The sequence below is a fragment of the Bradyrhizobium diversitatis genome, from assembly GCF_016031635.1.
Lineage (GTDB): Bacteria > Pseudomonadota > Alphaproteobacteria > Rhizobiales > Xanthobacteraceae > Bradyrhizobium > Bradyrhizobium diversitatis.
On sequence record NZ_JACEGD010000010.1, the window covers coordinates 47,513 to 71,544 of the forward strand.

General features: G+C 65.3%; 24 protein-coding genes and 1 pseudogene. 14 read left to right on the forward strand and 11 right to left on the reverse strand.

The window, feature by feature from the left end; all coding sequences use genetic code 11:
* Nucleotides 1–75: 75 nt before the first annotated feature.
* From H1B27_RS11440 to H1B27_RS11450, 3 genes are read left to right on the forward strand one after another with little or no spacing between them, the layout of a single operon-like run.
* Nucleotides 76–387 carry a DUF3572 domain-containing protein gene (locus H1B27_RS11440; protein WP_061877289.1) on the forward strand — a complete coding sequence of 104 codons (312 nt, stop codon included), beginning with the start codon at nucleotides 76–78 and terminating at the stop codon, nucleotides 385–387.
* Nucleotides 384–1,673 (forward strand): DNA polymerase IV, encoded by a 1,290-nt coding sequence (locus H1B27_RS11445; protein ID WP_197966124.1) that lies wholly within the window; start codon nucleotides 384–386, stop codon nucleotides 1,671–1,673. Before H1B27_RS11440 ends, H1B27_RS11445 begins: the two co-directional genes overlap by 4 nt.
* Complete coding sequence (locus H1B27_RS11450; RefSeq protein ID WP_061877287.1) at nucleotides 1,673–2,080, forward strand: ACT domain-containing protein; 408 nt, start codon at nucleotides 1,673–1,675, stop codon at nucleotides 2,078–2,080. The genes H1B27_RS11445 and H1B27_RS11450 overlap by 1 nt, the downstream gene beginning before the upstream one ends.
* Nucleotides 2,081–2,110: 30 nt before the next feature.
* Here the strand turns inward: H1B27_RS11450 and H1B27_RS11455 are convergent, their stop codons facing one another.
* Both H1B27_RS11455 and H1B27_RS11460 read right to left on the reverse strand, forming a co-directional pair.
* Nucleotides 2,111–2,512, reverse strand: a complete 402-nt coding sequence (locus H1B27_RS11455; RefSeq protein ID WP_061877286.1) for a RidA family protein — start codon at nucleotides 2,510–2,512, stop codon at nucleotides 2,111–2,113.
* 204 nt (nucleotides 2,513–2,716) lie between these two features.
* Nucleotides 2,717–3,562: a cell envelope integrity EipB family protein gene (locus tag H1B27_RS11460; protein ID WP_197966125.1), complete on the reverse strand. Its 846-nt coding sequence runs from the start codon at nucleotides 3,560–3,562 to the stop codon at nucleotides 2,717–2,719.
* A 222-nt stretch (nucleotides 3,563–3,784) separates the two neighbouring features.
* On the opposite strand from H1B27_RS11460, the gene H1B27_RS11465 reads away from it, so the two are divergent.
* The 4 genes from H1B27_RS11465 to H1B27_RS11480 all read left to right on the forward strand — a co-directional run bounded on the left by H1B27_RS11465 (nucleotide 3,785) and on the right by H1B27_RS11480 (nucleotide 6,967).
* Entirely contained in the window at nucleotides 3,785–4,252 is a 468-nt protein-coding gene (locus H1B27_RS11465; protein ID WP_197966126.1) for a RidA family protein, read from the forward strand.
* Between the two features lie 5 nt (nucleotides 4,253–4,257).
* On the forward strand, nucleotides 4,258–5,004 hold the full coding sequence (locus H1B27_RS11470; protein WP_197966127.1) for a glycerophosphodiester phosphodiesterase: 747 nt from the start codon (nucleotides 4,258–4,260) through the stop codon (nucleotides 5,002–5,004).
* A gap of 217 nt (nucleotides 5,005–5,221) precedes the next feature.
* Nucleotides 5,222–6,478: a GNAT family N-acetyltransferase gene (locus H1B27_RS11475; RefSeq protein WP_197966128.1), complete on the forward strand. Its 1,257-nt coding sequence runs from the start codon at nucleotides 5,222–5,224 to the stop codon at nucleotides 6,476–6,478.
* A 60-nt stretch (nucleotides 6,479–6,538) separates the two neighbouring features.
* Nucleotides 6,539–6,967 (forward strand): HIT family protein, encoded by a 429-nt coding sequence (locus H1B27_RS11480; RefSeq protein ID WP_197966129.1) that lies wholly within the window; start codon nucleotides 6,539–6,541, stop codon nucleotides 6,965–6,967.
* Between the two features lie 120 nt (nucleotides 6,968–7,087).
* On the opposite strand, the gene tsaA is transcribed toward H1B27_RS11480, so the two are convergent.
* The 4 genes from tsaA to H1B27_RS11500 all read right to left on the reverse strand — a co-directional run bounded on the left by tsaA (nucleotide 7,088) and on the right by H1B27_RS11500 (nucleotide 9,908).
* Nucleotides 7,088–7,579 carry a tRNA (N6-threonylcarbamoyladenosine(37)-N6)-methyltransferase TrmO gene (gene tsaA, locus H1B27_RS11485; RefSeq protein WP_197966130.1) on the reverse strand — a complete coding sequence of 164 codons (492 nt, stop codon included), beginning with the start codon at nucleotides 7,577–7,579 and terminating at the stop codon, nucleotides 7,088–7,090.
* A 30-nt stretch (nucleotides 7,580–7,609) separates the two neighbouring features.
* Nucleotides 7,610–7,960: a branched-chain amino acid transport AzlD family protein gene (locus H1B27_RS11490; protein ID WP_061877280.1), complete on the reverse strand. Its 351-nt coding sequence runs from the start codon at nucleotides 7,958–7,960 to the stop codon at nucleotides 7,610–7,612.
* Nucleotides 7,957–8,697: an AzlC family ABC transporter permease gene (locus tag H1B27_RS11495; RefSeq protein WP_197966131.1), complete on the reverse strand. Its 741-nt coding sequence runs from the start codon at nucleotides 8,695–8,697 to the stop codon at nucleotides 7,957–7,959. Before H1B27_RS11495 ends, H1B27_RS11490 begins: the two co-directional genes overlap by 4 nt.
* A 257-nt stretch (nucleotides 8,698–8,954) precedes the next feature.
* Nucleotides 8,955–9,908 (reverse strand): lytic transglycosylase domain-containing protein, encoded by a 954-nt coding sequence (locus H1B27_RS11500; protein WP_197966132.1) that lies wholly within the window; start codon nucleotides 9,906–9,908, stop codon nucleotides 8,955–8,957.
* An 88-nt stretch (nucleotides 9,909–9,996) separates the two neighbouring features.
* Here H1B27_RS11500 and H1B27_RS11505 point away from each other — a divergent pair, with 88 nt between their 5' ends.
* Nucleotides 9,997–10,635, forward strand: coding sequence for an HAD family hydrolase (locus tag H1B27_RS11505; RefSeq protein ID WP_197966133.1), 639 nt, complete (start codon nucleotides 9,997–9,999; stop codon nucleotides 10,633–10,635).
* A 27-nt stretch (nucleotides 10,636–10,662) separates the two neighbouring features.
* Here H1B27_RS11505 and H1B27_RS11510 read toward each other — a convergent pair whose 3' ends face one another.
* Complete coding sequence (locus H1B27_RS11510; protein WP_197966134.1) at nucleotides 10,663–11,679, reverse strand: carbon-nitrogen hydrolase family protein; 1,017 nt, start codon at nucleotides 11,677–11,679, stop codon at nucleotides 10,663–10,665.
* A gap of 190 nt (nucleotides 11,680–11,869) precedes the next feature.
* Between H1B27_RS11510 and H1B27_RS11515 the strand changes: the two are divergent.
* The 5 genes and pseudogenes from H1B27_RS11515 (at nucleotide 11,870) to H1B27_RS11535 (ending at nucleotide 16,553) form a co-directional block, all read left to right on the forward strand.
* Nucleotides 11,870–12,827 (forward strand): annotated as a pseudogene (locus tag H1B27_RS11515) (AraC-like ligand-binding domain-containing protein).
* A gap of 150 nt (nucleotides 12,828–12,977) precedes the next feature.
* A complete protein-coding gene (locus H1B27_RS11520; protein ID WP_197966135.1) occupies nucleotides 12,978–14,045 on the forward strand; it encodes an aldo/keto reductase in 1,068 nt (355 codons plus the stop codon).
* Nucleotides 14,046–14,225: 180 nt separating this feature from the next.
* On the forward strand, nucleotides 14,226–14,417 hold the full coding sequence (locus H1B27_RS40985; RefSeq protein WP_311976943.1) for a hypothetical protein: 192 nt from the start codon (nucleotides 14,226–14,228) through the stop codon (nucleotides 14,415–14,417).
* A 131-nt stretch (nucleotides 14,418–14,548) separates the two neighbouring features.
* The gene (locus tag H1B27_RS11530; protein ID WP_197966136.1) at nucleotides 14,549–15,970 is read left to right on the forward strand and encodes an MFS transporter; all 1,422 of its coding nucleotides are present in this window, start codon (nucleotides 14,549–14,551) and stop codon (nucleotides 15,968–15,970) included.
* A gap of 130 nt (nucleotides 15,971–16,100) precedes the next feature.
* Nucleotides 16,101–16,553 carry a peptidase associated/transthyretin-like domain-containing protein gene (locus H1B27_RS11535; RefSeq protein ID WP_061877272.1) on the forward strand — a complete coding sequence of 151 codons (453 nt, stop codon included), beginning with the start codon at nucleotides 16,101–16,103 and terminating at the stop codon, nucleotides 16,551–16,553.
* 91 nt (nucleotides 16,554–16,644) lie between these two features.
* On the opposite strand, the gene clpA is transcribed toward H1B27_RS11535, so the two are convergent.
* The 3 genes from clpA to H1B27_RS11550 all read right to left on the reverse strand — a co-directional run bounded on the left by clpA (nucleotide 16,645) and on the right by H1B27_RS11550 (nucleotide 20,759).
* A complete protein-coding gene (gene clpA / locus H1B27_RS11540; protein WP_061877271.1) occupies nucleotides 16,645–19,053 on the reverse strand; it encodes an ATP-dependent Clp protease ATP-binding subunit ClpA in 2,409 nt (802 codons plus the stop codon).
* Nucleotides 19,054–19,343: 290 nt separating this feature from the next.
* Nucleotides 19,344–19,676 carry an ATP-dependent Clp protease adapter ClpS gene (gene clpS, locus H1B27_RS11545; RefSeq protein WP_024341051.1) on the reverse strand — a complete coding sequence of 111 codons (333 nt, stop codon included), beginning with the start codon at nucleotides 19,674–19,676 and terminating at the stop codon, nucleotides 19,344–19,346.
* A 744-nt stretch (nucleotides 19,677–20,420) separates the two neighbouring features.
* Nucleotides 20,421–20,759, reverse strand: coding sequence for a phasin family protein (locus H1B27_RS11550; RefSeq protein WP_061877269.1), 339 nt, complete (start codon nucleotides 20,757–20,759; stop codon nucleotides 20,421–20,423).
* Nucleotides 20,760–21,146: 387 nt separating this feature from the next.
* Here H1B27_RS11550 and H1B27_RS11555 point away from each other — a divergent pair, with 387 nt between their 5' ends.
* Nucleotides 21,147–23,006 carry a D-alanyl-D-alanine carboxypeptidase gene (locus tag H1B27_RS11555; protein WP_197966137.1) on the forward strand — a complete coding sequence of 620 codons (1,860 nt, stop codon included), beginning with the start codon at nucleotides 21,147–21,149 and terminating at the stop codon, nucleotides 23,004–23,006.
* A 240-nt stretch (nucleotides 23,007–23,246) separates the two neighbouring features.
* Here H1B27_RS11555 and H1B27_RS11560 read toward each other — a convergent pair whose 3' ends face one another.
* Complete coding sequence (locus H1B27_RS11560) at nucleotides 23,247–23,972, reverse strand: DnaJ domain-containing protein (protein ID WP_197966138.1); 726 nt, start codon at nucleotides 23,970–23,972, stop codon at nucleotides 23,247–23,249.
* Between the last annotated feature and the right edge of the window lie 60 nt (nucleotides 23,973–24,032).

Consider the following 24,032-nt stretch of genomic DNA (forward strand, 5'->3'; position numbering starts at 1 on the left):
CGCAAGACTCAAGGCGGAGACTCGGGCATGATGCAAAGTAGACACCGAAAGTTAACGGAAAGGCAAATCGTCCCTTTGAAAAAGCCTGTTCACAACCCCCGCGAAGTCGCTGAAATCGTTGCGATTCAGGCGCTGTCCTTCGTCGCGAGCGAGCCCGAGCGGCTGGGCCTGTTCCTGGCTGAGACAGGTGTGGGCCCTGAGACCCTCCGGAACGCCGCCTCGGACCCGAATTTCCTCCTCAACGTGCTCGATTTCGTGCTGCGCGATGACGCCACCGTGAAGGCCTTCGCGAGCGCCTCGGAGCTGCATCCGACCAACGTTGCGGCAGCGCGGCAGGTCCTCGGGGACGCGCTCGGCGACCCCTCCTGGGAGCGCGACGTGCCGTGACGGCCGCCGACCCGGCCGGGCCCCGCTGCTTCTGCCGGGATTGTCTGGCCGACCTGGATATGGAGGTGCGGCGCTGCTCGGCCTGCGGTTCCCCTCGCCTCGTCCGCCACCGCGCGCTGGCTGGCCTGACCATCGCCCATATCGACTGCGACGCCTTCTACGCGACGGTCGAGAAGCGCGACAATCCTGACATCGCCGACAGGCCCGTCATCATCGGCGGGGGAAAACGCGGCGTGGTGTCAGCCGCCTGCTACATCGCCCGCACCTATGGCGTGCGCTCCGCGATGCCGATGTTCAAGGCGTTGGAGGCCTGCCCGCATGCGACCGTGATCCGGCCGGACATGGCCAAATATGTCCGCGTCGGCCGCGAGGTGCGCCAGGCCATGCAGGCGCTGACGCCGCTGGTCGAGCCGCTCTCAATCGATGAAGCCTTCCTCGATCTCTCCGGCACCGAGCGCGTGCACGGCATGATCTCCGCAAAGGTGCTGGCGCGCTTTGCCCGCGACATCGAGCGCAACATCGGCATCACCGTCTCGGTCGGCCTGTCCTGCAACAAGTTCCTGGCCAAGATCGCCTCCGACCTCGACAAGCCGCGCGGCTTTGCCGCGCTCGACCAGGAGGAAGCGCGTGTGATGCTGGCTTCGAGGCCGGTCGGATTCATCTTCGGCGTGGGACCAGCGACGCAGGAACGCCTCGTGCAGCGCGGCTTCCGCATCATCGCCGACCTGCAGAAGGCCGACGAGATCGAGATGATGCGGCAGTTTCCGAGCGACGGACGCCGGCTGTGGCGGCTCGCGCGCGGCATCGACGACCGCCGCGTCGAGCCTGACCGCGGTGCCAAGACGATCTCCAGCGAAACCACCTTCGAGACCGACATCCGCGATTTCGCGACGCTGGAGAAGATCTTGTGGCGGCTGTGCGAGAAGACGTCGTCGCGCCTGAAAAGCAGCGAACTCGCCGGCTCCACCGTGACGCTGAAGCTGAAGACCGCCGACTTCCGCCAGCGTACCCGCTCGCAGTCCATTGCGGCCCCGACCCAGCTCGCCGCGAAGATCTTCTCGATCTGCCGCGAGATGCTGGCCAAGGAGATCGACGGCACCGCCTTCCGCCTGATGGGCGCCGGTGTCAGCGCCCTGCGCGAGGGCTCGCCCGCCGACGACACCGACATGCTCGACCGCCGCGCCGCCCACGCCGAACGCGCGGTGGACAGCCTGCGCAAGAAGTTCGGCAGCGCCGCGGTGATCCGCGGCATCGCCTATGACGGGCCGGAGAAGGCGCAGGAGTGATGACGGGTGAACGCGATCTCGACGCGCTGCTCAAACACATGAAGCCGGCGATGCAGCCGGGCATCTTCGTGTTCTGCACGATCCCGGCAAACGAAAGCATTCCCACGGGACTCAATCCGCTCCTGACGTTCCGCGAGCAGGAAGGAACGACCTGTGTCGTCCTGCGCGAGGAAGCCGAAGCGGCGGGATTGTGTTACGCATTCCCCTCGCACCTCATCACCTTGACGGTTCACTCCGCACTCGATGCGGTCGGCTTCCTGGCAGCCATCACGGCACGCCTAGCCAAAGCCGGCATCAGCGTGAACGCCGTATCGGCCTTCCACCACGACCATCTCTTCGTGCCTGCCGACAGAGCCGACGAGGCGATGGCTGCTCTGCAGGAGTTGTCTGGCGCGAAGCGCCTTTAGCCCGGAGGCATCCGGGCTAAAGGAAAGACCTCAATCCGCGACTGCGACCGCCTCGATCTCGATCAACCATTCCGGCGCGGCGAGCGCGGAGACGCCGACGAGCGTCGAGGCCGGCGGCTCCATGCCTTCGAAGAAGGCGGAGCGGGCCTTGCCGATGATGGGACGCAGCTCCGGCTTGTAGTTCACGACGAACGTCGTGATCTTGACGATGTTGGCGTAGGTCGCCCCGGCCGCCTTCAGGGCGTGGCCGAGATTCTGCATCACCTGCGTCGTCTGCGCGGCGATATCGCCCTCGCCGACGATGCGCCCCTCCTCATCCACCGACACCTGGCCGGAGATGTAGATGGTGCGCGCACCGGTAGCGGTCACGACGTGGGAATAGGCCGGATTGTGATGCAGGCCGCTGGGGCGGAGATGGTCGAGCTTCGGCATGGAGGCGCTCCCGGAGTTTGTCGTTCGGAGGAGCGTAGCTGGAGAGCGAGCTGAGAGCTAGCCCGTCATTGCGAGGAGCGAAGCGACGAAGCAATCCGGAATCGTTCCGCGGAGGGATTCTGGATTGCTTCGCGGAGCCTGTCATCGGGCCGCGCGCCGCGCGGACCCGTTGGCTCGCAATGACGGAGGAGAGAGCGCGCCCCCTCAATTGCAGGGCTTGCTATCCTTGACGTCGAACTTGCCCATCGCGCCGGAGATCACGAAATCGTTGTAGTCGAGCACGAGCTGGCGCGAGACGCCGTTCTCGTAGAGCTCGAACGACATCGCATAGACCGGCGTCTGCTCGCCCTCTTTCTGCTGGGCGTCGCGGTCGAAATAGCTGACGGTGACGGGCCAGCGCTTGAGCGACTTCATGTGCTCGTCCGCGGTCGACGGATCGGACGAGGTGGCGCGGTCGGCGGGGATCGGCTGGCCGATCACGGTCAGCGTGTTGTAGACCTTCTGGCCGTCGTCCGAGCCGTCATAGACGGAGAGCTCGAGCAGCGATTTTCCTTCTTTCGCAGCGGCGATGATGCGCTGGATCTGCTCGGTCGGGAACACGATCTTGCCGTCGAGTGTGAAACTCTTCGGCGCCGGCAGCTTCAGCTTGACGTTGATGTGGTCGCCGTCGCGCTCGGCCGAGCCGTCGACGCGGCCGGCATCTGCCTCGTTCATGCGCGTCTCGATCTTGAAGCGGTAGCTCTTGCCGGCGGCGTCCTCCCAGGAATTGGAGCGGAGATCGCTGAGCGTGACCTTGCCCTCGCCGCTGTCGAGCTCGGAGACCTGGCGGAATTCCGAGGTATAGCCCTCGCAGGCGTTCCCCGTGAAATTGTAGAGGATGCGGCCGCGGGCGCTGTTGACCGAATTGGAGCGCGATTTGACGAGGTTGAGGTCATACAGCGCCTGGTGCGCGAGGAACGGACCATTGGCGGCCAGCGCCCCGCCGCCGGGGCCAAAAGCGGCCGCCGCGAGCGCCATCACACCGAGCGAAGTCCGGAAAAGGTGCACCATGTCTGTTCCCTGAGGAAAGCGCAGATTCGATATTTTAATGACCGTTCCATTGCGTCGCAACTGAGGCCGTTTCACGTAAAGTTGCCCCTTGGCGTTGGCCAGCCTCAACAAAATGCGACCCCTTCCGGTTGCTTGCATGTGACGGCACGATGGGCGAAACAGGGCGCGCCCGGCCTTCGAACGGACGCGCCGGGTCAATGATTTTGGACAACGAGGTCGGACATGGCGGGCACGGTCGAGCAGAAACTGGCGGAACAGGGCATCAAGCTGCACGAGGCCCCCACCCCCGTGGCCAACTACGTCCCGTTCGTGCGCACCGGCAATCTGCTGTTCGTCTCCGGCCAGGTCTGCTTTGATCCCGCCGGCAAGCTGATCGCCAAGGGCAAGCTCGGTGCCGGCGTCTCCATCGAAGAGGGCGCGGCGGCCGCGCGTGGCTGCGCGGTGAACCTGCTGGCCCAGGTCAAGGCGGCACTCGGGGACCTCGACAAGGTCGTGCGGGTGGTGCGCCTCGGCGGCTTCATCAACTCGGCACCGGACTTCCTGGACGGACCGAAGGTGCTGAACGGCGCCTCCGACCTGATGGTCACGGCCTTCGGCGACAAGGGCCGCCATGCCCGCACCACGGTCGGGGTCGCCTCGTTGCCCGCCGATGCGGCGGTCGAGGTCGAAGGTGTGTTCGAGGTCGCCTGACACGAATGCGTGCTCCGGATTGGCTGACAGCCCGGCCGGTCGCCCACCGCGGCCTGCACGACATTTCGCGCGGCATCGTCGAGAACATGCCGGGCGCGGTGCAGGCTGCGATTGCGGGCAATTTTGCGATCGAGGTCGATATCCAGCTCTCGTCCGACGGCGAGGCCATGGTGCATCACGATCACGCGCTGGGCCGTCTCACCGAGGCCACCGGGGACGTCATCTCGAAGACCGCGGCGGAGCTGAGGGCGGTCAGGTTCAGGGACACCGACGAGCGGATGATGTCGCTCAGCGACCTCTGCGCCATGGTCGCCGGCCGCGTGCCGCTGGTGATCGAGGTGAAGAGTCATTTTGGCGGCGACCGCAAGCTGGTGAAGCGGATGGCCGAGGTGCTGGCGTCCTATGACGGCCCCGCGGTCGGCATGTCGTTCGATCCCGACCAGGTGCTGGCGCTACGCCAATTGCTGCCCTCCCGTCCGCGCGGCATCGTCGCGCAACGGACCTATGAAGACGACTATTGGGCTGACCTGACGCAGCAGCAGCGCGACAGCATGCTGTACCTGCGCCACGGCCTGCAGTCCCAGCCGCATTTCGTCGCTTTCAAGATCGATCACCTCCCGGCCCCTGCCCCCTGGATCGCCCGCAACGTCTTCGGCTGCGCCCTGCTCGGCTGGACCGTGCGCACCCCGGAGCAGCGGACGCGGGTCGCCCAATATGCGGATCAGATGATCTTTGAGGGGTTTGTGCCGTAGGAGGCGTTGTCGTCGGCGCACATAAGCTCTCGTGTCCCGGACGCGCTGCAACGCATCGCGTTGCTGCGCAGAGCCGGGACCCATCTCTTCGCGAGCGCGCTGCCACATGGGCCGCGGCTCAGCAGCGCACCACCAAGTGCTGCGCTGCGTCCGGGGCACGAGACCTGTGTTCCTCCACCCCTTGAAGTCGCTGCTGCAATGCACGATCTTGGGCGCAATGGCATCATCCGACATTACGCTCGAGGCCGTACCATTTATCGGCGAAGTCTCGCCCGAGGATTGGGACGCCTGCGCCAATCCCGGCAAGGCTCTTAACGAAAAGGCTTGCAAGGGGCATGGCCTGGGAACCTCATCCGCCCTTCCAGCCGATTCCCTCAGCCTCTCAAGTCCTGCCTATAACCCGTTCGTCTCGCACGCATTTCTTTCCGCCGCCGAGAAGTCGGGTTCGGCGACCATCCGCACCGGCTGGGGTCCGCGGCATCTGGTGGCCAAGCTCGACGGCCGCGTCGTCGGCGTCGTGCCCTGCTATCTGAAATCGCACTCGCAAGGCGAATACGTCTTCGACCGCGGCTGGGCAGACGCTTATGAGCGCGCCGGCGGGCGCTACTACCCGAAGCTTCAGGTCTCGGTTCCCTTCACGCCGGCAACGGGGCCGCGGCTGCTGGTACGCGAAGGCGTCGACCGTGCGCAGATCACCGACGCCCTGGCGAGCGGCCTGGTGGCGCTGTGCGGCGTCAGCAAGGCGTCCTCGGTCCACGTCACCTTCGCGCGCGAGGCCGAATGGAAGCTGCTCGCAGAGCACGGCTTCCTCCAGCGCACCGACCAGCAGTTCCACTGGCACAACGAGGGGTTTGCGAGCTTCGACGACTTCCTGGCGACGCTGAACTCCCGCCACCGCAAATCGATCAAGCGCGAGCGGCGCGACGCACTGGCCGCGGGGATCACGATCCACTGTCTCACGGGCAAGGACATCACCGAGGATGCCTGGGATGCGTTCTTCCAATTCTACATGGAGACCGGCTCGCGCAAATGGGGCCGGCCTTACCTGACGCGCGAGTTCTTCTCACTGATCGGCGAGACCATGAGCGAGGACGTGCTGCTGGTGATGGCCCGCCGCAACGGCCGCTGGATCGCGGGTGCGATCAACTTCATCGGCTCGGACACGCTGTTCGGCCGCAACTGGGGCGCGGTCGAGCATCATCCGTTCCTGCATTTCGAGGTCTGCTACTATCAGGCGATCGACTTCGCAATTAGACGCGGCCTGAAGCATGTCGAGGCCGGCGCGCAGGGCGAGCACAAGATCGCGCGCGGCTACCTGCCGCGCACCACCTACTCCGCCCACTTCATCGCCGATCCGGGCCTGCGCCGCGCCATCGACGATTACCTCAAGCGCGAGCGCGCCTATGTCGCGGAGGCCGGACGGGAGCTCGCCGAGCTCGGCCCGTTCCGCAAGGGCGCCGATGAGGCGCCTTGACGCCTCGCCGCCGCTGGTGACAGTAAGTGCAAAATCTCGAGGAGCCGCCGAGGAGCTACCATGACCGCCTACGACACCAGCAACATCTTCGCAAAGATACTGCGCGGCGAGCTGCCCTGCTACAAGGTCTACGAGGACGGGCACGTGTTGGCCTTCCTCGACATCATGCCGCGCACGCCCGGCCACACCCTGGTGATCCCCAAGGCCCCTGCCCGCAACATCCTCGACATCAAGCCGGACGACTACGCCCATGTCGCCCGCGGCGCGCACAAGATCGCAACCGCCGCGATGAAGGCGTTCGGGGCCGACGGCATCACCGTGCAGCAATTCAACGAGCCGGCCGGCGGACAGGTGGTGTTTCACCTGCACATGCACGTGATGCCGCGCCACGACGGCGTCGCGATGCTGCCGCCGGCGAGCCGCAAGGAAGACGCCAAGGTGCTGGAAGAGCACGCGGCCAAGCTGATCGCGGCGTTGAAGGCCGGGTAGCCCCACAGACTCCGTCATTGCGAGGAGCCCTTGCGACGAAGCAATCCAGAATCCCTCCGCGGAGGCAGTCTGGATTGCTTCGTCGCTTCGCTCCTCGCAATGACGACGGAGAGAGCGTGACTACCCCGTCTCGAAATCGCCCTTCTGCGGCGCGGCCAGTGGCGTGAACTCGCAGCGGTCGGGCTTGAGATCGATCAGCGGTGTGTTGTCGAGGCAATCGAGCCCACGCACCAGGATCGCATTGCCCTCGATGCCGACCAGCTTCACGATCGACGTGCCGATCGGGTTGGGCCGAACCGGAGAGCGCAGCGAGAACGTGCCGCGGGTCTTCTCGTTGTTCTTCGGGCTTTGCAGGATGATGTCGCGGCGCGACTGGTCGAGCCAGTAGAGCACTTCGAGATTGCTGTAGAAATCGACGCCCTTGATCGCCGGCACGAACGGCTCGAAGATCTCGAGGCGGCATATCGGGCCGTCCTGACGCCCCTGCCGCGGCGTTTCCAGGCGCGACGTCCAGGGCGTGCGGATACGGCCGATGAAGACGAGGCCGGCATCTTGCGTCGGCGGCAGCTCGATGGCGACCTCGCCCTCGCGTAGCTCCTGTTCGCGAACCATGTTTCAGTTCCTTGCTGTTCGCCGGCGGTTTTAGCCCAACCACCACTTGCCGGCCAGCATGAAGACTTCGCCCGTGACCACGCCGGCGAAGATCGAGCGGCGGGTCAGCAGGAAGACGACGAGCCCGGCGCCGACCGCGCCATAGCGCAGCACGTCAGGTACAGTGGCAAGCGCCCCTGGCGGCTCCACCACGATCTGGGCGATGACACCGGCCAGGATTGCGGTCGCGACCGCACGCACCCAGACCAGGAGCTCCGAGCCCTCGTCGATGCCACCGCCGAACCACAGCCCCAGCATGCGCCAGATCTGGTTCGGAACGACGCCGGCGACGAACAGCACGGCGAGCGCGTGCCAGTCGCCGATAAGCTGCGCAAAGCTCATGCGCGCACCTCCCGCCACCAATGCACGCCATAAGCGATCGTGCCTGCAACGACGCCGCTGACGAGGATGTCGAGGCCGGAGTTCATCTTCGCGGCCAGCGGGTAGAGCAATATCCCGAGCGCCAGCGCAACGACATCGGCGACCTCGCGGCTGTTGCGTGCGGTCGAGAACAGGAAGGACAGCGGGGTCAGCAGCAGGATCGCCGCACCAAGCGTCTGCGTCAGGTTGGCGGCGAGGAAATAGCCGACCGTGTTGGCGACGAGGCACACCGAAACGAGGCCACAGCCGAGCCCGTGGACGAAGGCGATGCGCCGCTCCCGCGGCACAAGCGGCAGGAAGCGGTGGCATTCGACCCACAGCGTCACCGCCGTCAGATGCGCGGCGAAGACCAGCTCGCGTCGTTTCGTCGTCGGCGTCCGCATCAGCGGCAGCACCGACACGACCATCGGAAACAGCCGAATGGCGCTCACCGTCACCGCGATCGCGGACTGGATGATGGTCGCGCCCGAGCCGAGCGTCGTGATGAGAATGATCTGCGCGGGACCGGCCCAGACGAACAGCGTCGAGGCGAGCGCCCAGACCAGGCTGAAATGGGTGTCGTGGGCAAGCGCGCCAATGCCGAGATAGGTCACGAACAGCACGATGGTGAGGATCGTCTGCGTGATCGAGCGCAACCCCCACGCAAACGCGCGCCACGGACTTTGCCATTGAGGGGAATCGAGCGGAGGAAGCGCCACGGGAGTGTCGGTCGGGGTTTACGGAATCGTGCCCGCATAACGGGCAATGGGGGCATCCGCGTCAAGGAAGCCCGCGGCGGGGCTGGCATGCGCGAGGCCCAGGCCCACCGTCGTCATTCCGGGGCGCGCCACTTGGCGCGAACCCGGAATCCATCTCGCGACGGTCTCTGTGGCCCGATGGATTCTCAGGTGCGCAATTGCGCACCATAGTTCGATGCTTCGCATCGCCCCGGAATGACGGCCAGAGCGAATGCGCTCTACCCGCTCACACCGCGGTTCTTCAGCACGAAGCAGGCGCCGCCTGCCTTGCGGATGCGGTTGCACAGATCATCGGCCTCGGCTCGGGTATCCGCGCCGATGCGGACCTGGTAGAAGGCGCGCGTGCCGCGGCTGCGCATCACCGAGCTTAGCAGGCTCGGGTCACGCTCGCCGACCACGGCGCTCAGTTTCGTGACCGCCCTGGAATACATCGCCAGCGCCTTGTTGCGGTCGAAGCCGGCCGCGAGCTGCACCCCCCAGATCTTTGCAGCGGCAAGCTCCACATGCTGCTCGAGCTCGGCGACGAACGGATTCGGCGCGCGCTTGAGCAGCGCCATCAGATCACGGCAGCTCGTCGGCGGCGAACTCGGCGGTCCCTTGCCGGTGCTGCCCGCCTTGGCCCAGGCATCGACGCTCGTGCCGGTGATGGCGAAGACGTAGTTGCGGGTCTGCTCCGGCATCGGCCCGGTGCCGGCGAGCCATTCCTGCACACGCCGCGGACCGGCATTGTAGGCCGCCGCGGCGAGGCCGAGATTGCCAAACTGGTTGCGCAGCTCGTTCAAGAACTCGGCCGACTTCGGCAATGCCTGCACCGGATTGAATGGATTGAGCAGCCCGCGCTCGCTTGCAGTCCCCGGCATGAACTGCGCGATCCCTTGTGCGTGCTCGCCGTTGCGCGTCATCGGGCCGACCGCATCGGCCTGGAAGCGGCTCTCCTGCCAGATCACCCGGGCGAAGAATTCGAGCGGGAGATTGGCATCGCGCGCAGCCGCCTCCACGATCAGGCAGATCGACTCCCGCGTGTCGCTCTCACGCGCATCCGCGGGTTTCTCCGCAGGCTTCTGGGCGTCCTCGGCATTGGAAGGCACGACAGGGGCCGGCGTCTCGTCTGCGAGCACCGGCGACAGCACGAAAGCGTGGCACAAGACGGCGATGACCCGAGCTATTCGCATGGCACTGACGCTATCGGACAAATCGGACCTTGACTTGGAACCCCAGCCAACTAGCACAAGCGGCAGTATCAACGCAGGTTTCGCCCGAATGGTGACAATCTTTTTTGATCTCGACGGCACGCTGACCAATCCCAAGCCGGGGATCACGCGATCCATCCAATACGCGCTGGAGCGGCTCAACCAGCCTGTCCCGAGCGAGGATGAGCTGACCTGGTGCATCGGGCCGCCGCTGCATGCCAGCTTGAAAAAGCTCACCGGAACCGACGAACTCGCCGACCGCGCGCTGCTGCTCTATCGGGAGCGCTTCAGCGATATCGGCCTGTTCGAGAACGAAGCCTATGCCGGCATCATGGACACCCTCACGAAGCTTACTGCGACAACACCGCGCATGTTCGTCGCGACCAGCAAGCCTGCGGTCTACGCCACCCGCATCGTCGATCATTTCGGCCTGAAGCCGTATTTCGAGCGCGTGTTCGGCTCCGAGCTCGACGGCACCCGCGTCGACAAGCGCGACCTGCTCCGCTATGCGCTCGACGAGGCCAGGGTCGACGCGAACAACGCGATCATGATCGGCGACCGCAGCCATGACGTGGTCGGAGCCAGGACCAACGGGATGACCGCAATCGGCGTGCTCTATGGCTATGGCAGCGAGACCGAGTTGCGGGACGCCGGCGCGCATCATATCTGCGCCGCACATCTCGAACTGCTAGGACATTGTGTGGCTTGACGTAAGCCCGTTTCCGCGCAGCGACGCTCAGCTTGCCGCCGCCGCGATCTCCGTGGGCTCGACGGTGTCGACCGGCAGCGCGAACTGCTCGACGCGCTGGTACCGCTTCTTGTTGAGCAGCAGCCGCGTGACGTCGGGCCGCGAATAGTGGCCGGCGGGGTCAGCGGCGTTCTTGGCAACGCCGATGGCGCCAAGATCGATCTCGGCGATCAGCAGCCCTTCCTGGTCCGGCGCCAGCTTCTCGCCGATCTGGCCGCCGTCGGGGCCGTAGATTGCGGCAAACCCGCCGCCAGCATGCAGCAGCGCATGCTTGTCCGGCCGGTCGCAGAGCTCGTCGATCATGGCCTGCGACACCGTCGCGCAAGGCGCCAGCACGAAGCAGGAGCCCTCCACCGCATAGACACGCGAGGCGGCGTTGTTGACCTCGGCACCCAGCGCCGGCGCGAAGGGATCGTAGAGCGAGAAGCTCGGCCAGGCCGCGACGTGGACCTGCTCGTTCTGGGCATACATCGCGTATTTCGACAGCGGCTGGAGATGCTCCCAGCAGCACAGTGCGCCGAGACGGCCGATGTCGGGCCGCGCATGCACGGCAAGGTCGCTGCCGTCGCCCTCGCCATAGACGGTGCGCTCGGCATGGGTCGGCCGCAGCTTGCGGCGCTTTGCGATGGTCTCGCCGTCGGGCCCGATCAGCCATTGCGCCAGATAGAGGCTGCCGCCATCGCGTTCGGACAGGCCTATCACGGCGGTGAGCTTTGCCTTGCGCACGGCCTCGCGCAGCCGCTCGGCCTGCGGGCTGTCGTAGGACAGCGAATTGTCGAAATAGCGCTGCACGAAGCCGCGTCCGATCGCCCAGGCCGGCGAGTCCATCCAGATATGCCAGGGGTAACCGGGGATGAAGGCCTCGGGAAAGGCGATCAGCTTGGCGCCCTTTTCCGCGGCCTCCCTGATCAGAGCGATCGACTTGTCGATCGAGGCCTCGAGGTCAAGCCAGGCCGGCGCCGCCTGCACCACCGCGACCTTGTATTTCGGATGCTCGATGCCCATTCCCGCCTCCATTGCCGGTTGATCGGAAACCACGTCCGATGCAGTCTATTTGGCCAAGCCGGGCGGCCGGGCGCTCGACCACGGCGGAACAAAAACTCGACTGGGAAGGGACCGTCGGTCGGTACGGGATTTGCCTGCGGCAGGCTGGATCCCCGGCGATTTTGCGGGATGTGAAAGGGAGGCTGTCCAGATGACAATCCAGTTCACGACAGACGGCAGCCCCGGCTATCGGCGGCTCGCCCTCTGGCAGGACATCGTCTGCGACGTCTTCGTCGGCCTCGACTGCAAGTCCGACCTCGGCAGCGCCTTTCGCGGCTCGGTCACGCAGGCTTCGCTCGGCAAGGCGGCATGCTCCGAGGTCTGCTCGGACCGCCAGCACGTGTTCCGCACACCCTCTCGCATCGCGCGCTCGGGCCAGGATTTTGTTCTCATTGCCCTCGGCAATCGCGGCAGCGGCGGCGTTGTGCAGGACGGCCGGGAGACCGTGATCCATCCCGGCGAGTTCGCGCTCTATGACACCACGCGTCCGTATGAGCTGAAGTTCAACGACGCCTTCACGCAGACCATCTTCAAGGTGCCGCGCGAGATGCTGCGGCGCCGGCTCGGCGGCACCGAGACGCTGACGGCGACGTCGTTCGGGGCCGACGCGCCGCTCGAGCGGCTCGCCTATGATTTCATCTTCCGGCTTTGCCAGAGCGCGGACGGGCTGGCCCCGGACACTGCCGCCGCGCTGTCGGAGCAGGCGGTCGATCTGCTCGCCATGGCTTTGAGCGAGCGGCTCGGCAGGACATCGCTGCCGTCCTCGACCCACCCGCTCGGCCCTGCTCTACCGGTTGAAGGCGCACATCCGCGCGCATCTCTCCGATCCCAACCTCACACTCGCGGAGACCGCCGGCGCGCTCGGCATCTCGCCGCGCTACGTCAACGATCTTCTCGCCGACGAGGACACCTCGTTCCAGCGCCATGTTCTTGCCGAACGCCTCGCCCGATGCCGGCGCGACCTCGCTTCGCCCGTGCTCGCCCATCGCCACATCAGCGAGGTCGCGTTCGGCTGGGGCTTCAACGACCTCTCGCATTTCGGCCGCGTCTTCCGCGAGCATTTCGGAATGTCGCCGCGCGACTTCCGGCAGAGCCAGTTGCGGCATTGAGATCCCTTTCAGTCAGCGATCCCCTGCACGACCAGGTCATCCCGAAGCAAGGCCGGTATGTGAGCGCATGATAGGACGCGGGCCCTGCTTGCACTATCCTTTGCCACTGAGCCGCAATGATCAATCAGCGGCCAGCCGAGGAGCACATCGATGGAATACCGACGCTTGGGCAGTTCAGGCCTCATGGTGCCCGCCCTCAGTCTTGGCACCGGCACCTTCGGCGGCGTCGGCCGCCTTGCGGCTTGGGGCGCGACCGACGCGACCGAAGCGCGGCGCCTTCTGGACATCTGCCTCGAGGCCGGCGTGTCGATGTTCGACACTGCGAATATCTATTCTCTCGGCGAGTCCGAGCGGGTGCTCGGCGAAGCGATCAAGGGCCGCCGCGACAAGGTTCTGATCTCGACCAAGGCGACGTTCCGCTTCGGCGAGGGCCCCAACAATATCGGCTCGTCGCGGCAGCATCTGCTCGCGGCCGTCGACGGTTCGTTGAGCCGGCTCGGCACTGACTACATCGACCTGTTCCAGCTGCACGGCTTCGACGCCTTCACCCCGCCTGAAGAGGTGCTCGCAACACTCGACGTGCTCGTGCGCGCCGGCAAGATCCGCTACGTCGGCGTCTCGAATTTCTCGGGCTGGCACCTGATGAAATCGCTCGCCGTCGCCGACAAGCACGGCTTTCCGCGCTACGTCGCCAACCAGACCTACTATTCGCTGATCGGGCGCGACTACGAATGGGAGTTGATGCCGCTCGGGCTCGACCAGGGGTTAGGTGCCGTGGTCTGGTCGCCGCTCGGATGGGGACGCCTCACCGGAAAAATCCGCCGTGGCCAGCCGAAGCCGGAAGTCAGCCGACTGCCCAAGACGGCCGAGTTCGGACCGCCCGTGCCGGACGAGCATGTCTACCGTGTCGTCGAGGCCATCGACGAGATCGCGAAGGAGACGGGCAAGAGCGTCTCGCAGATCGCGCTCAACTGGCTGCTCCAGCGTCCGACCGTTTCGACACTGATCATCGGCGCGCGCAACGAGACCCAGCTGCGCGAAAATCTCGGTGCGGTCGGCTGGTCCTTGACCAAGGACCAGGTCGCAAAGCTCGATGCCGCGAGCACGGTGACGCTGCCCTATCCCTATTGGCACCAGCGCGTGACCTTCACCGAGCGGAATCCGCCGGCGGTGGGTAGGACATTTGAGCTGCATCAAGCCCGCCTGCGTCGGCCGTGACACGCTGCGGCACTCACGATGCTGCCGTGCCGAATTGCCATGAAGGCCCTGCGCCGGGAATAATGGACATGAGCGATGAATAGGATCGCGCCAGCGCTGCTGGCTGTTGGCGTTCTGTGGAGCACGGCAAGTCAAGCCCTGGATCTCGAACAGCGGCGCGCCTAAGCACTGCTGCAACGGATGTGCGCGCAGTGCCACGCGGTCGGCAGGACGGGCAAGAGCCGGAACGAGCTGGCACCGCCCTTCCGGAACCTCGGCGAGAACAAGCTCTACGACCCCGACTTCATGCAGCGCCTCCAGGACGGCTACGGCAGCATCCACCGCTCGATGCCACGGCTCGATTCGGCCGAGACGACGCTGAGGCCGTGGTAAGCTACCTCAAGGCGATTCAGGCGCCACGGAAGCCGAAACAGGACTGAAACCGCCAAGGCTTTGGCTGGAACCATCCCGGGTCGGATCAGGTTGCGGACCAGCAACCGCATCTCGAGCAAGCACGCTTCACGATGTCATCGACCACCATCGAGCATGCCGACGGCCTGCCGCAGCCACAGCGCAACCAGGCGGTGCTGACAATTGCGCTCGGCATCATCATGGCGGTGGTCGACAGCGCCATCGCCAACGTCGCGCTGCCGACGATCGCGGCCGACCTCGATGCAAGCCCGGCCTTCTCGATCTGGATCGTCAACGGCTACCAGCTCGCGATCACGATCTCACTGCTGCCGCTGGCTTCGCTCGGCGAGATCGTCGGCTATCGCCGCGTCTATCTGGTCGGACTGGTGCTGTTCACGCTGGCCTCCGCATTGTGCGCGCTGGCGCACACGCTGCCGCTGCTGACGGCCGCGCGCATCCTGCAGGGCTTTGGCGCGGCCGGCATCATGAGCGTCAACGCGGCGCTGGTGCGCTTCACCTATCCGCGCAGCCAGCTCGGCCGCGGCATCGGGCTCAACGCGCTCGTGGTCGCCTTCTCGGCCGCGGCCGGACCGACGCTCGCGGCCGGCATCCTGGCCGTCGGAAGCTGGCCCTGGCTGTTCGCCATCAACGTGCCTCTCGGTGCGGTGACATTGCTGATCGGCCTGCGCAGCCTGCCGCACACCAGGCCTGCGAGCCGTTCCTTCGACTGGCAGAGCGCGGGCCTGTCCGCGATCACGTTCGGTGTCGGCATCGCGGCTGTCGACAGCGTCGGTCATGGCGAGGCCGCCATCACCTGCCTCGTGCAATTCGCCATCGCCATCGTCGCCGGCGTGCTGCTGATCTATCGCGAAACCCACATGAGCTCGCCGCTCTTGCCGGTCGATCTGTTGCGCATTCCGGTGTTCGCGCTGTCGATAGCGACCTCGATCGCATCGTTCTGCGGGCAGATGCTGGCCTTCGTCGCGATCCCTTTCTATCTCCAGAGCCGCTTCGGCTATTCGGCGGTGCATATGGGGCTCTTGATCACGCCCTGGCCGATCGCGGTGGCTTTCGCGGCGCCCCTTGCCGGCCGCCTCGTCGAGCACTATCCGGCGGGCCTGCTCGGCGGCATCGGGCTCACGCTGTTCGCCTGCGGTCTCGCCGCGCTGGCCTTCCTGCCCGCAAGCCCGACCCCGTTCGACGTGATCTGGCGCATGGCGCTGGCCGGTGCCGGCTTCGGCCTGTTCCAGACCCCTAACAACCGCACCATGATCGCGGCCGCCCCGCGCGAGCGCGCCGGCGGCGCCAGCGGGATGCTCGGCACGGCGCGCCTGCTCGGCCAGACCACGGGGGCAGCGCTGGTGGCACTGCTGCTCGGACGGTATCCGGTTGAGGGCACCAGGCTGGCGCTCCTCGCCGGCGTCGGATTTGCGCTCTGCGGCGCGGCGCTGAGCATGCTGCGGCTGTCTCCCGCGGGCGCGCGCGGCGCCGAGCACGTCCGTGTCCAGGACGATCAGCGCCTGCGGGGAGACTAGATAGCAGGCGCTACGTCTCGGCTATCGCAATCTCGTGCACAATTCCTGCGTGACTTAACTATCCGGACCAATGACCTATTGCCCTCGCGCTCCGGTTGCGCTTCAGTGACGGCGGGACAAGGGGCATTTCATGCGTTTATTTGGAATTGTGGCGCTCAGCGTCATGCTGGGCGGCTGCGCGTCCGTCACGCGCGGCACGACCGAGAATATCAGCATTTCATCAACACCGTCTGGCGTCGAAGCCGAGGTCACAGGGCTCGAAGTGCCCACAACCTGCACAACGCCATGCGCGATCGTTGCCAAGCGCAGCGCCGACATCACGATCACCTTCCAGAAGGAAGGTTATGAATCCCAGACGGTGCAGCTCACAAAGGAAGTATCGGGCACCGGCGCCGCCGGTTTCGCCGGCAATCTCCTGGCCGGCGGCCTCATCGGCATGGGTGTCGATGCCGCGACCGGCGCTGCGACCGATCACAAGCCGAACCCGGTCATCGTGACGATGCAGCCGTCGGTGCCTGCCCGCGCGCGGCCGACCGTTCCGAAAAAGCCACGGCCGGCGGCGGCCCCAGAGGCCGGAACGTAGGGCTGCCCGCAAGCAAGCAGTCGTTCATACTCGGCACACAAGCAAAAAGGCCGGCTTTGCAGCCGGCCTTTTCGATTTCGTCGCGTGCAGATCAAGCCTTGACCAGCGGGCCCTTGGAGGTCGGCCCCTTCGAGCCGCCGGGACCGCCGGGCTTGGACTTGCCCGGCGGGCGCTTGCGAGCACCCGGCAGCTTCTCCTGCTTCGGCGTGACCGGACCTTCGACGAACTCGAAGCCGATCTTGTCCTTGGTCTCGTCGGCCTCGTCCTTGACGAGAACGACGCGGACGTGACCGCCGCCCTTGAGCTTGCCGAACAGCACCTCGTCGGCCAGCGGCTTCTTGATGTGCTCCTGGATCACGCGGGCCATGGGACGCGCGCCCATCTGCTCGTCGTAGCCATGCTGGACCAGCCAAGCCTTGGCCGGCTCAGACAGCTCGATCGTGACGTCGCGATCGCCGAGCTGCGCTTCGAGCTGAAGCACGAACTTCTCGACCACGGTGCCGATCACCTCGACACTGAGATGGCCGAACGAGACGATGGCATCGAGGCGGTTGCGGAATTCCGGCGCGAACTGCCGGTTGATCGCCTCGTGGTCGTCGCCTTCCCGCTTCGAGCGCGTGAAGCCGAACGCCTGCTTGGCGAGATCGGACGCACCCGCGTTCGTGGTCATGATCAGGATCACGTTGCGGAAGTTGACCTGCTTGCCATTGTGATCGGTAAGCCGGCCGTGATCCATGATCTGGAGCAGCACGTTGTAGAGATCGGGATGCGCCTTCTCGATCTCGTCGAGCAGCACCACGCAATGCGGATGCTGGTCGACGCCGTCGGTCAAGAGGCCGCCCTGGTCGAAGCCGACATAGCCGGGAGGCGCGCCGATCAGGCGCGACACGGTGTGCCGCTCCATGTATTCGGACATGTCGAAGCGCAAGAGCTCGACGCCGAGCGACGCCGCGAGCTGTTTTGCCACTTCCGTCTTGCCGACGCCGGTGGGCCCGGAGAACAGGTAGCAGCCGATCGGCTTCTCCGGTTCGCGCAGACCCGCGCGTGCGAGCTTGATCGAGGCGGCAAGCGATTCGATCGCCTTGTCCTGGCCGAACACGGTACGCTTGAGCGTCGTCTCAAGATGCTTGAGCACCTCGGCGTCGTCCTTCGACACGCTCTTCGGCGGGATTCGCGCCATCGAGGCGATCGTGGTCTCGATCTCCTTGATGCCGATGGTCTTCTTGCGCTTGTTCTCGGCCACCAGCATCTGTGCCGCACCCGACTCGTCAATCACGTCGATCGCCTTGTCCGGCAGCTTGCGGTCGTGGATGTAGCGCGAGGAGAGCTGAACGGCGGCCTCGATCGCCTCGTTAGTGTACTTCAGCCGGTGGTAGTCCTCGAAATACGGCTTGAGCCCCTTCAGGATCGCGATCGCGTCCTCGACGGTCGGCTCGTTGATGTCGATCTTCTGGAAGCGCCGCACCAGCGCGCGGTCCTTCTCGAAGTGCTGGCGATATTCCTTGTAGGTGGTCGAGCCCATGCAGCGGATGGTGCCCGACGCCAGCGCCGGCTTGAGCAGGTTCGAAGCATCCATCGCCCCGCCCGACGTCGCGCCCGCACCGATCACGGTGTGGATCTCGTCGATGAACAGGATGGCGTTGGGATGCGCCTCGAGCTCCTTCAGCACCTGCTTGAGGCGCTCCTCGAAGTCGCCGCGATAGCGCGTGCCGGCAAGCAGCGTGCCCATGTCCAGCGAGAACACGGTCGCGGCCGCCAACACCTCAGGCACCTCGCTGTCGACGATGCGCTTGGCAAGGCCCTCCGCAATCGCGGTCTTGCCGACGCCGGCTTCGCCGACGAACAGCGGGTTGTTCTTCTGGCGGCGGCACAGCACCTGGATCGCGCGGTTGATCTCGGAATTGCGTCCGATCACCGGATCGATCTTGCCGTCCCGTGCCTTCTTGTTGAGGTTGACGCAATAGGTCTCGAGCGCCTCGCCCTTCTTCTTGGCGTCCTCGTTGCCCTTGGTCTCGGTCTCCTCGTCGACGCCGCGCACGGGGCGCGCCTCTGACACGCCCGGCCGCTTGGCAATGCCGTGGCTGATGTAGTTGACCGCGTCATAGCGCGTCATGTCCTGCTCCTGCAGGAAATACGCGGCATGACTCTCGCGCTCGGCGAAGATCGCGATCAACACGTTGGCGCCGGTCACCTCTTCGCGGCCGGACGACTGTACGTGGATCACCGCGCGCTGGATCACGCGCTGGAAACCGGCGGTCGGCTTGGCGTCGTCGGCGCCATCCGTCACCAGGTTCTCGAATTCGGTCTCAAGGTAGTTGACGAGACTCGTGCGGAGCTTGTCGAGATCGACGCTACAGGCGCGCATGACCGCGGCTGCATCGGAGTCGTCGATCAGTGAGAGCAAAAGATGCTCGAGCGTCGCGTATTGGTGATGACGCTCGTTTGCGATCGCCAGCGCACGATGCAGGGATTGTTCAAGGCTTTGGGAAAAAGTCGGCATTCGCGTCCTCTATGGCCCCCACCATCATGATCGTCCTCGCCCGGTCAGGCAACAACAACCTTTGTCACATATAGTTATACAAGACCGCGGCGAAAGACCGGTTCCGCGACTCGACGGCGACACACCTGCGGTAGTTTCAATGCAAAACCCGTTCCGATTTGGGCGGGATCGGCGCCGGCGCGGAATTCCGTAGTTTTGCCGGCCCGCAACGGGACTCGCGCGCAGCCGTGACCGCAACAATCACGCCGCGACTTGCACAAGAGCCGGCTTCAAACGCGCCGCAAGGCGTCTTACTTCTTTTCCATCACGCATTGCAGGGGATGCTGATGCTTGCGGGCAAAGTCCATCACCTGCGTCACCTTGGTCTCGGCGATCTCATAGGTAAACACGCCGCACTCGCCGATGCCGTGATGATGGACGTGCAGCATGATCTTGGTCGCCGCTTCGACGTCCTTGTTGAAGAACTTCTCCAGCACGTGGACGACGAACTCCATCGGCGTGTAGTCGTCGTTCAGGATCAGCACGCGATACAGGTTCGGCCGCTTGGTCTTCGGCTTGACCTTGGTGATGACCGACGTGTTCGGACCCGAGGGGTTGCCCGAACGGTTCTCGTCATTGCTCATGCGAGGAGCGTCGGCGGCGGCTGGCGCGGACAGGTCGATACTGGAAGTCAATTGCGGCATGGCACAGGCGTTCAAATTCCCCACGGAAGCGCATGGCGGTCACCGCGCGACTCCGCCCTTCGGAGCCTGGCGCAGGCGCGCCGCCTTGTTGGATCGCCGCTCCCGACACATCCGGCTCGAGCCGGACCGTTCGCCAGCAATATGGGCCTGCCCACGGCTTGCCGCAAGCTTGCGGAGATCGGGCCGATGCGGCCGTGGCAGTCCCGATTCCCGGCCCGGGCGATCCTCGTCAGGTTAATCAATCCAGACCGATTTGACAAAAATTTCCGCCCGGCATGTTTAGAACATGTTGACCAGGAACCGGGCTGTTAACCCGCCTCCGGCTCCGGTTTCCTACGGTTCAATATTCTACCATTCAATGGCGTGGCGCGAAATCGGGCAACCACCAGATCCGGGCTCGTCGTGTCCCGTCATCAACGCGCCGGCCAGGGGCACGAACTCCATCTACAGGGACACGATCATCCTGATCTCCGAGGGTCTCGAACGCAAAATCGAAGGTACGGCAACGCTTCGCAGATCGACGCCCGACAGAACATCCGCCGCGACAGCGCCAACGCAGGTGAACACCGGCAGCGATCGGACTTCGAGCGATCTGCTGCGCGCAGCACGCTGACGGATCATCGCACACAGCAAAGAGCCCGGCTGGTGCAGCCGGGCTTTTCGATTCCAGGATGTCCTGAAACCTTACTGAGCGGCCGGGGTGAACTTCGACACGATGGTCTCGACCGGCTTGAACGCCTGCTTGGCGAGGTCGCTGTAGAGGCCGGCGATCTTCTGCGATTCCGCAACGAAGGTCTCGTAGGAGGAACGGGCAAAATCGGTCTGCGCTTCCATGGCCTTGTCCAGCGACTTCACGCCGGAAAGCTTCTCGACGAAGGACTTGGTGTCTTCGAACGACTTCTTCGTATAGTCGCCATAGGCGCTGGCGATCGCCTGGAGGCCGTGCTGCACCGAGGTCGCGGAGGCAACGCACTGCTCGAACTGCTCTTTCCCGTAGTTCTGAAAGTCTTCAACCTTGAACATGTCGGAATCCTTTTCCCTGGCTCGCGTCGGGAAGCCCCGGCTCCCTGACTGTGCCCATAATTAGTGCAACGCACAATAAAGTCAAGAATCTTGTGCGACGCACAAAAACTAGATGCAAATCGCAGAGATTCCCGGGGTTTCCCGCAAGGGTTCCTTAAGCTTTTGGAAACCGCGGCCCCCTACCCTGATTCCCTGGACGTGTTCACTTCCGCAGGCGGCCAAAGCCGTTTGAGAACATCACCTTAGCCAGAACAGCGGCTCGGGTCCAACGTCCCCCGTGGCGAACACCAGCGGAGGGACAGCCTGAGCAGGTAATGATCCCGGGACCATTGGGCACAATTTCGCCTCACGGGCCGGTGATCAAGTCAGAAACGGGGACGGGGTTCCATGCTTCGTAACAACTTGTCTTCCTCGCGCTTGGCGCGGGTTGGCGTTTTGGGGCTTCTTACGGTCACCATCGCGGTCATCATCACCACCGATGCAGCGGAGGCGCGGCGCCATCGCCGCCAGCATGTGCATCACCGCGTCCAGCGCGATGTGTCCGAGAGCTCGAGCCCGAAATTCGCGTCCATCATCGTCGACGGCAATTCCGGCGCGGTGCTCCAGGCAACAAGCCCTGACGGGATCCGCCATCCGGCGTCGCTGACCAAGATCATGACGCTCTATCTGCTGTTCGAGCGCCTCGAATCCGGCAAGATGAAGCTCGACACCGAGATGCCGGTGTCGCAGCACGCCGCCAATCAGGATCCGACCAAGCTGAATCTGCGTGCCGGCCAGACCATTCGCGTCGAGGACGCGATCAAGGGCCTCGTCACCCGCTCAGCCAATGACGCTGCGGTGGTGATCGCGGAAGCGATCGCCGGAGACGAAGACGACTTCGCCCAGATGATGACGCGCAAGGCGCGCTCGCTCGGCATGTCCAGGACGGTCTACCGCAATGCCAACGGCCTTCCCAACGACGAGCAGGTCACCACCGCGCGCGACCAGGCGACGCTCGGTCGCGCCATCCAGGAGCGTTTCCCGCGTTACTATCGCTATTTCGCGACCTCGACCTTCAATTGGCGGGGACAGTCGATCCGCAACCACAACCACCTGCTCGGCAGCGTCGAGGGCGTGGACGGCATCAAGACCGGCTACACCCGCGCCTCCGGCTTCAACCTCGTCACCTCGATCCGCCGCGGCAACCGCCACCTGATCGGCGTGGTGCTGGGCGGCCGCAGCGGCGGCTCGCGCGATGCCATCATGCGCAACCTGCTCGCGGAGAACCTCGACAAGGGCGCGACCGTCCACACCGTCGCCGCGGTCACGGAGCGCAACGGCGCCGAGGCCAATACCAACGTCGCCGATGCGTCGGATGCTTCCCGTTCCGCCCTGCAGGTCCAGGCCGGCGCGGCCCCTGCTCCCGAGGCGGCCCCGTCGCGCCTTGCCGCGCGTCTGTCGACGCTGGCCGCCGCGACTGCCGCGATGCCGCCGGCTCAGCACCGGTCTGATGCCAACAAGCCCGAAGTTCGGCCGACGGAATCCAAGGTCGAGCCTGCACCGCTCACCAATGGCGTGATCTCGAGCCAGCCGCTCTCCATCGTCCCCGGATCGTCCGAGCCGATGAAGCCGGTTCGGGTCAAGACGGTTCAGGTCAAGGCCGGCGCCGTGAAGGTCGCTTCCGCCGCCCCGGCCCAGGTTGGCGTCCAGGTCGCCCCGCCGGTCACCAGCACCATCCCGCCCCGTTCCGACGTCGCGGAAACCTCCGGCGCCGTCGTCGCCCGGGCGGACCTCATCAACAAGCCCGAGGCGGTCAGCCAGCCGGAAGCACCGAAGGCCGAGATTGCCCGCACCGAACTGCCGCGGCAGCCGGCGGGCTTCGGTACCGGCAACGGCATCCTCGGGGTCCTGCCGGCGGCAACCGCCGCTGCGCCCGCCCCCGCCGGTCCCAAGCTCGCGTCCGCCGACCCGGCGCCGCAGCCGATCCAGATGAGCACCGCCACCAAGCCGGCCGTCGCTCACAGCGGCTGGATCGTCCAGGTCGGCGCGCTCGAAAGCGAGAACGAAGCCCAGCAGCGTATCGACGCTGCCCGCAGCTCCGCCCGCGGCCTGCTCAGCAAGGCCGATCCGTTTACCGAGCCGGTTGTCGCCAAGGACAATCGCAAGCTCTACCGCGCCCGCTTCGCCGGGCTCGAGCGCGACCAGGCCGAAGCCGTCTGCCGCACCTTGAAGCGCGCCGAAATCTCCTGCATCACCGTGCGCAACTGATCTCCCTTCTCCATTCCGAGCCAAATGCCCGCGCGCTTGCGCGGGCATTTTCGTTTTGGGGATGCGGTGATGCCGAGGCTATTCCTGACAAGGCCGTTCCACGACAACCTCTCGTCAAGGATTTACGGTTAAGACTTTACTCAAGGGATCGACCACGCCGACAATGGCGGGCATCGGGGCGACGGCAGACGGAGCGAACGGAGCTCACGCGGTACGGGCGTTTGTAGCGTAGTGCCGGAGTTAGCCGTTATGCGTGCGAAGCAGAGTATCCTTGGCCTCGTTTACCCGGGCAGCGAGATACGTCGAGCCCCCCTGGTCGGGATGGAGTTTCTTCATCAGGGCTTTGTGGGCCCGGCTGATGTCGTCGCGTCCCGCTCCCGGCTGCAAGCCAAGGATCTGATAGGCTTCCTCCGCCGTCATTTTGCCGCTCGCCGCCGTGCGGCGCTGCCGCCCTGTCGCATCGCCCTGCGCGTTCTGACGCCAAGCGGGAAACCGGCGGTCCAGATAGCTTTCAAGTAAGGCCACGCTCTCGGCGTCGAACGTCGGAACCATCGCCAGCAGGCCGACGAGATCGAAGTCGCCGAGATTGCGCCCGGCGTGAGGTCCGGCGACGATCTGGCCTGTAAGCTGCCCGGAATCGTGGTCGAGCCGCATGTCGAGGAATTGCGAGCGCACGCGCGAAACCTGCCCTTGCGCCGGCGCCGCACCGCCACCGAATAGCCCGCCGATATTGCCGAAGCCGGCATTCGCCAGTGGCGTCCAGCCAAGCAGCCCCGCGCCGAAGATTCCGAGCGGGATCGCAACCGCCAGCTCGCCCCGCAAACCCGTGAAGGCCGCGACCGCGAGCGCGAGCACGCCGCCCCCAAACCTGATGGTTCGCGCCAGCACCGCCGGATTGGCCGCGCGGAACATCTGAAGCAGCAGATAAAGCGTGATAACGGCGACAGCGCCGGCGATCAGGGTCATGACCGGAATATAGTCGCCCTCGCCGCAAAATGCATCGCATCCACCGCCGCCGCGAGCCGC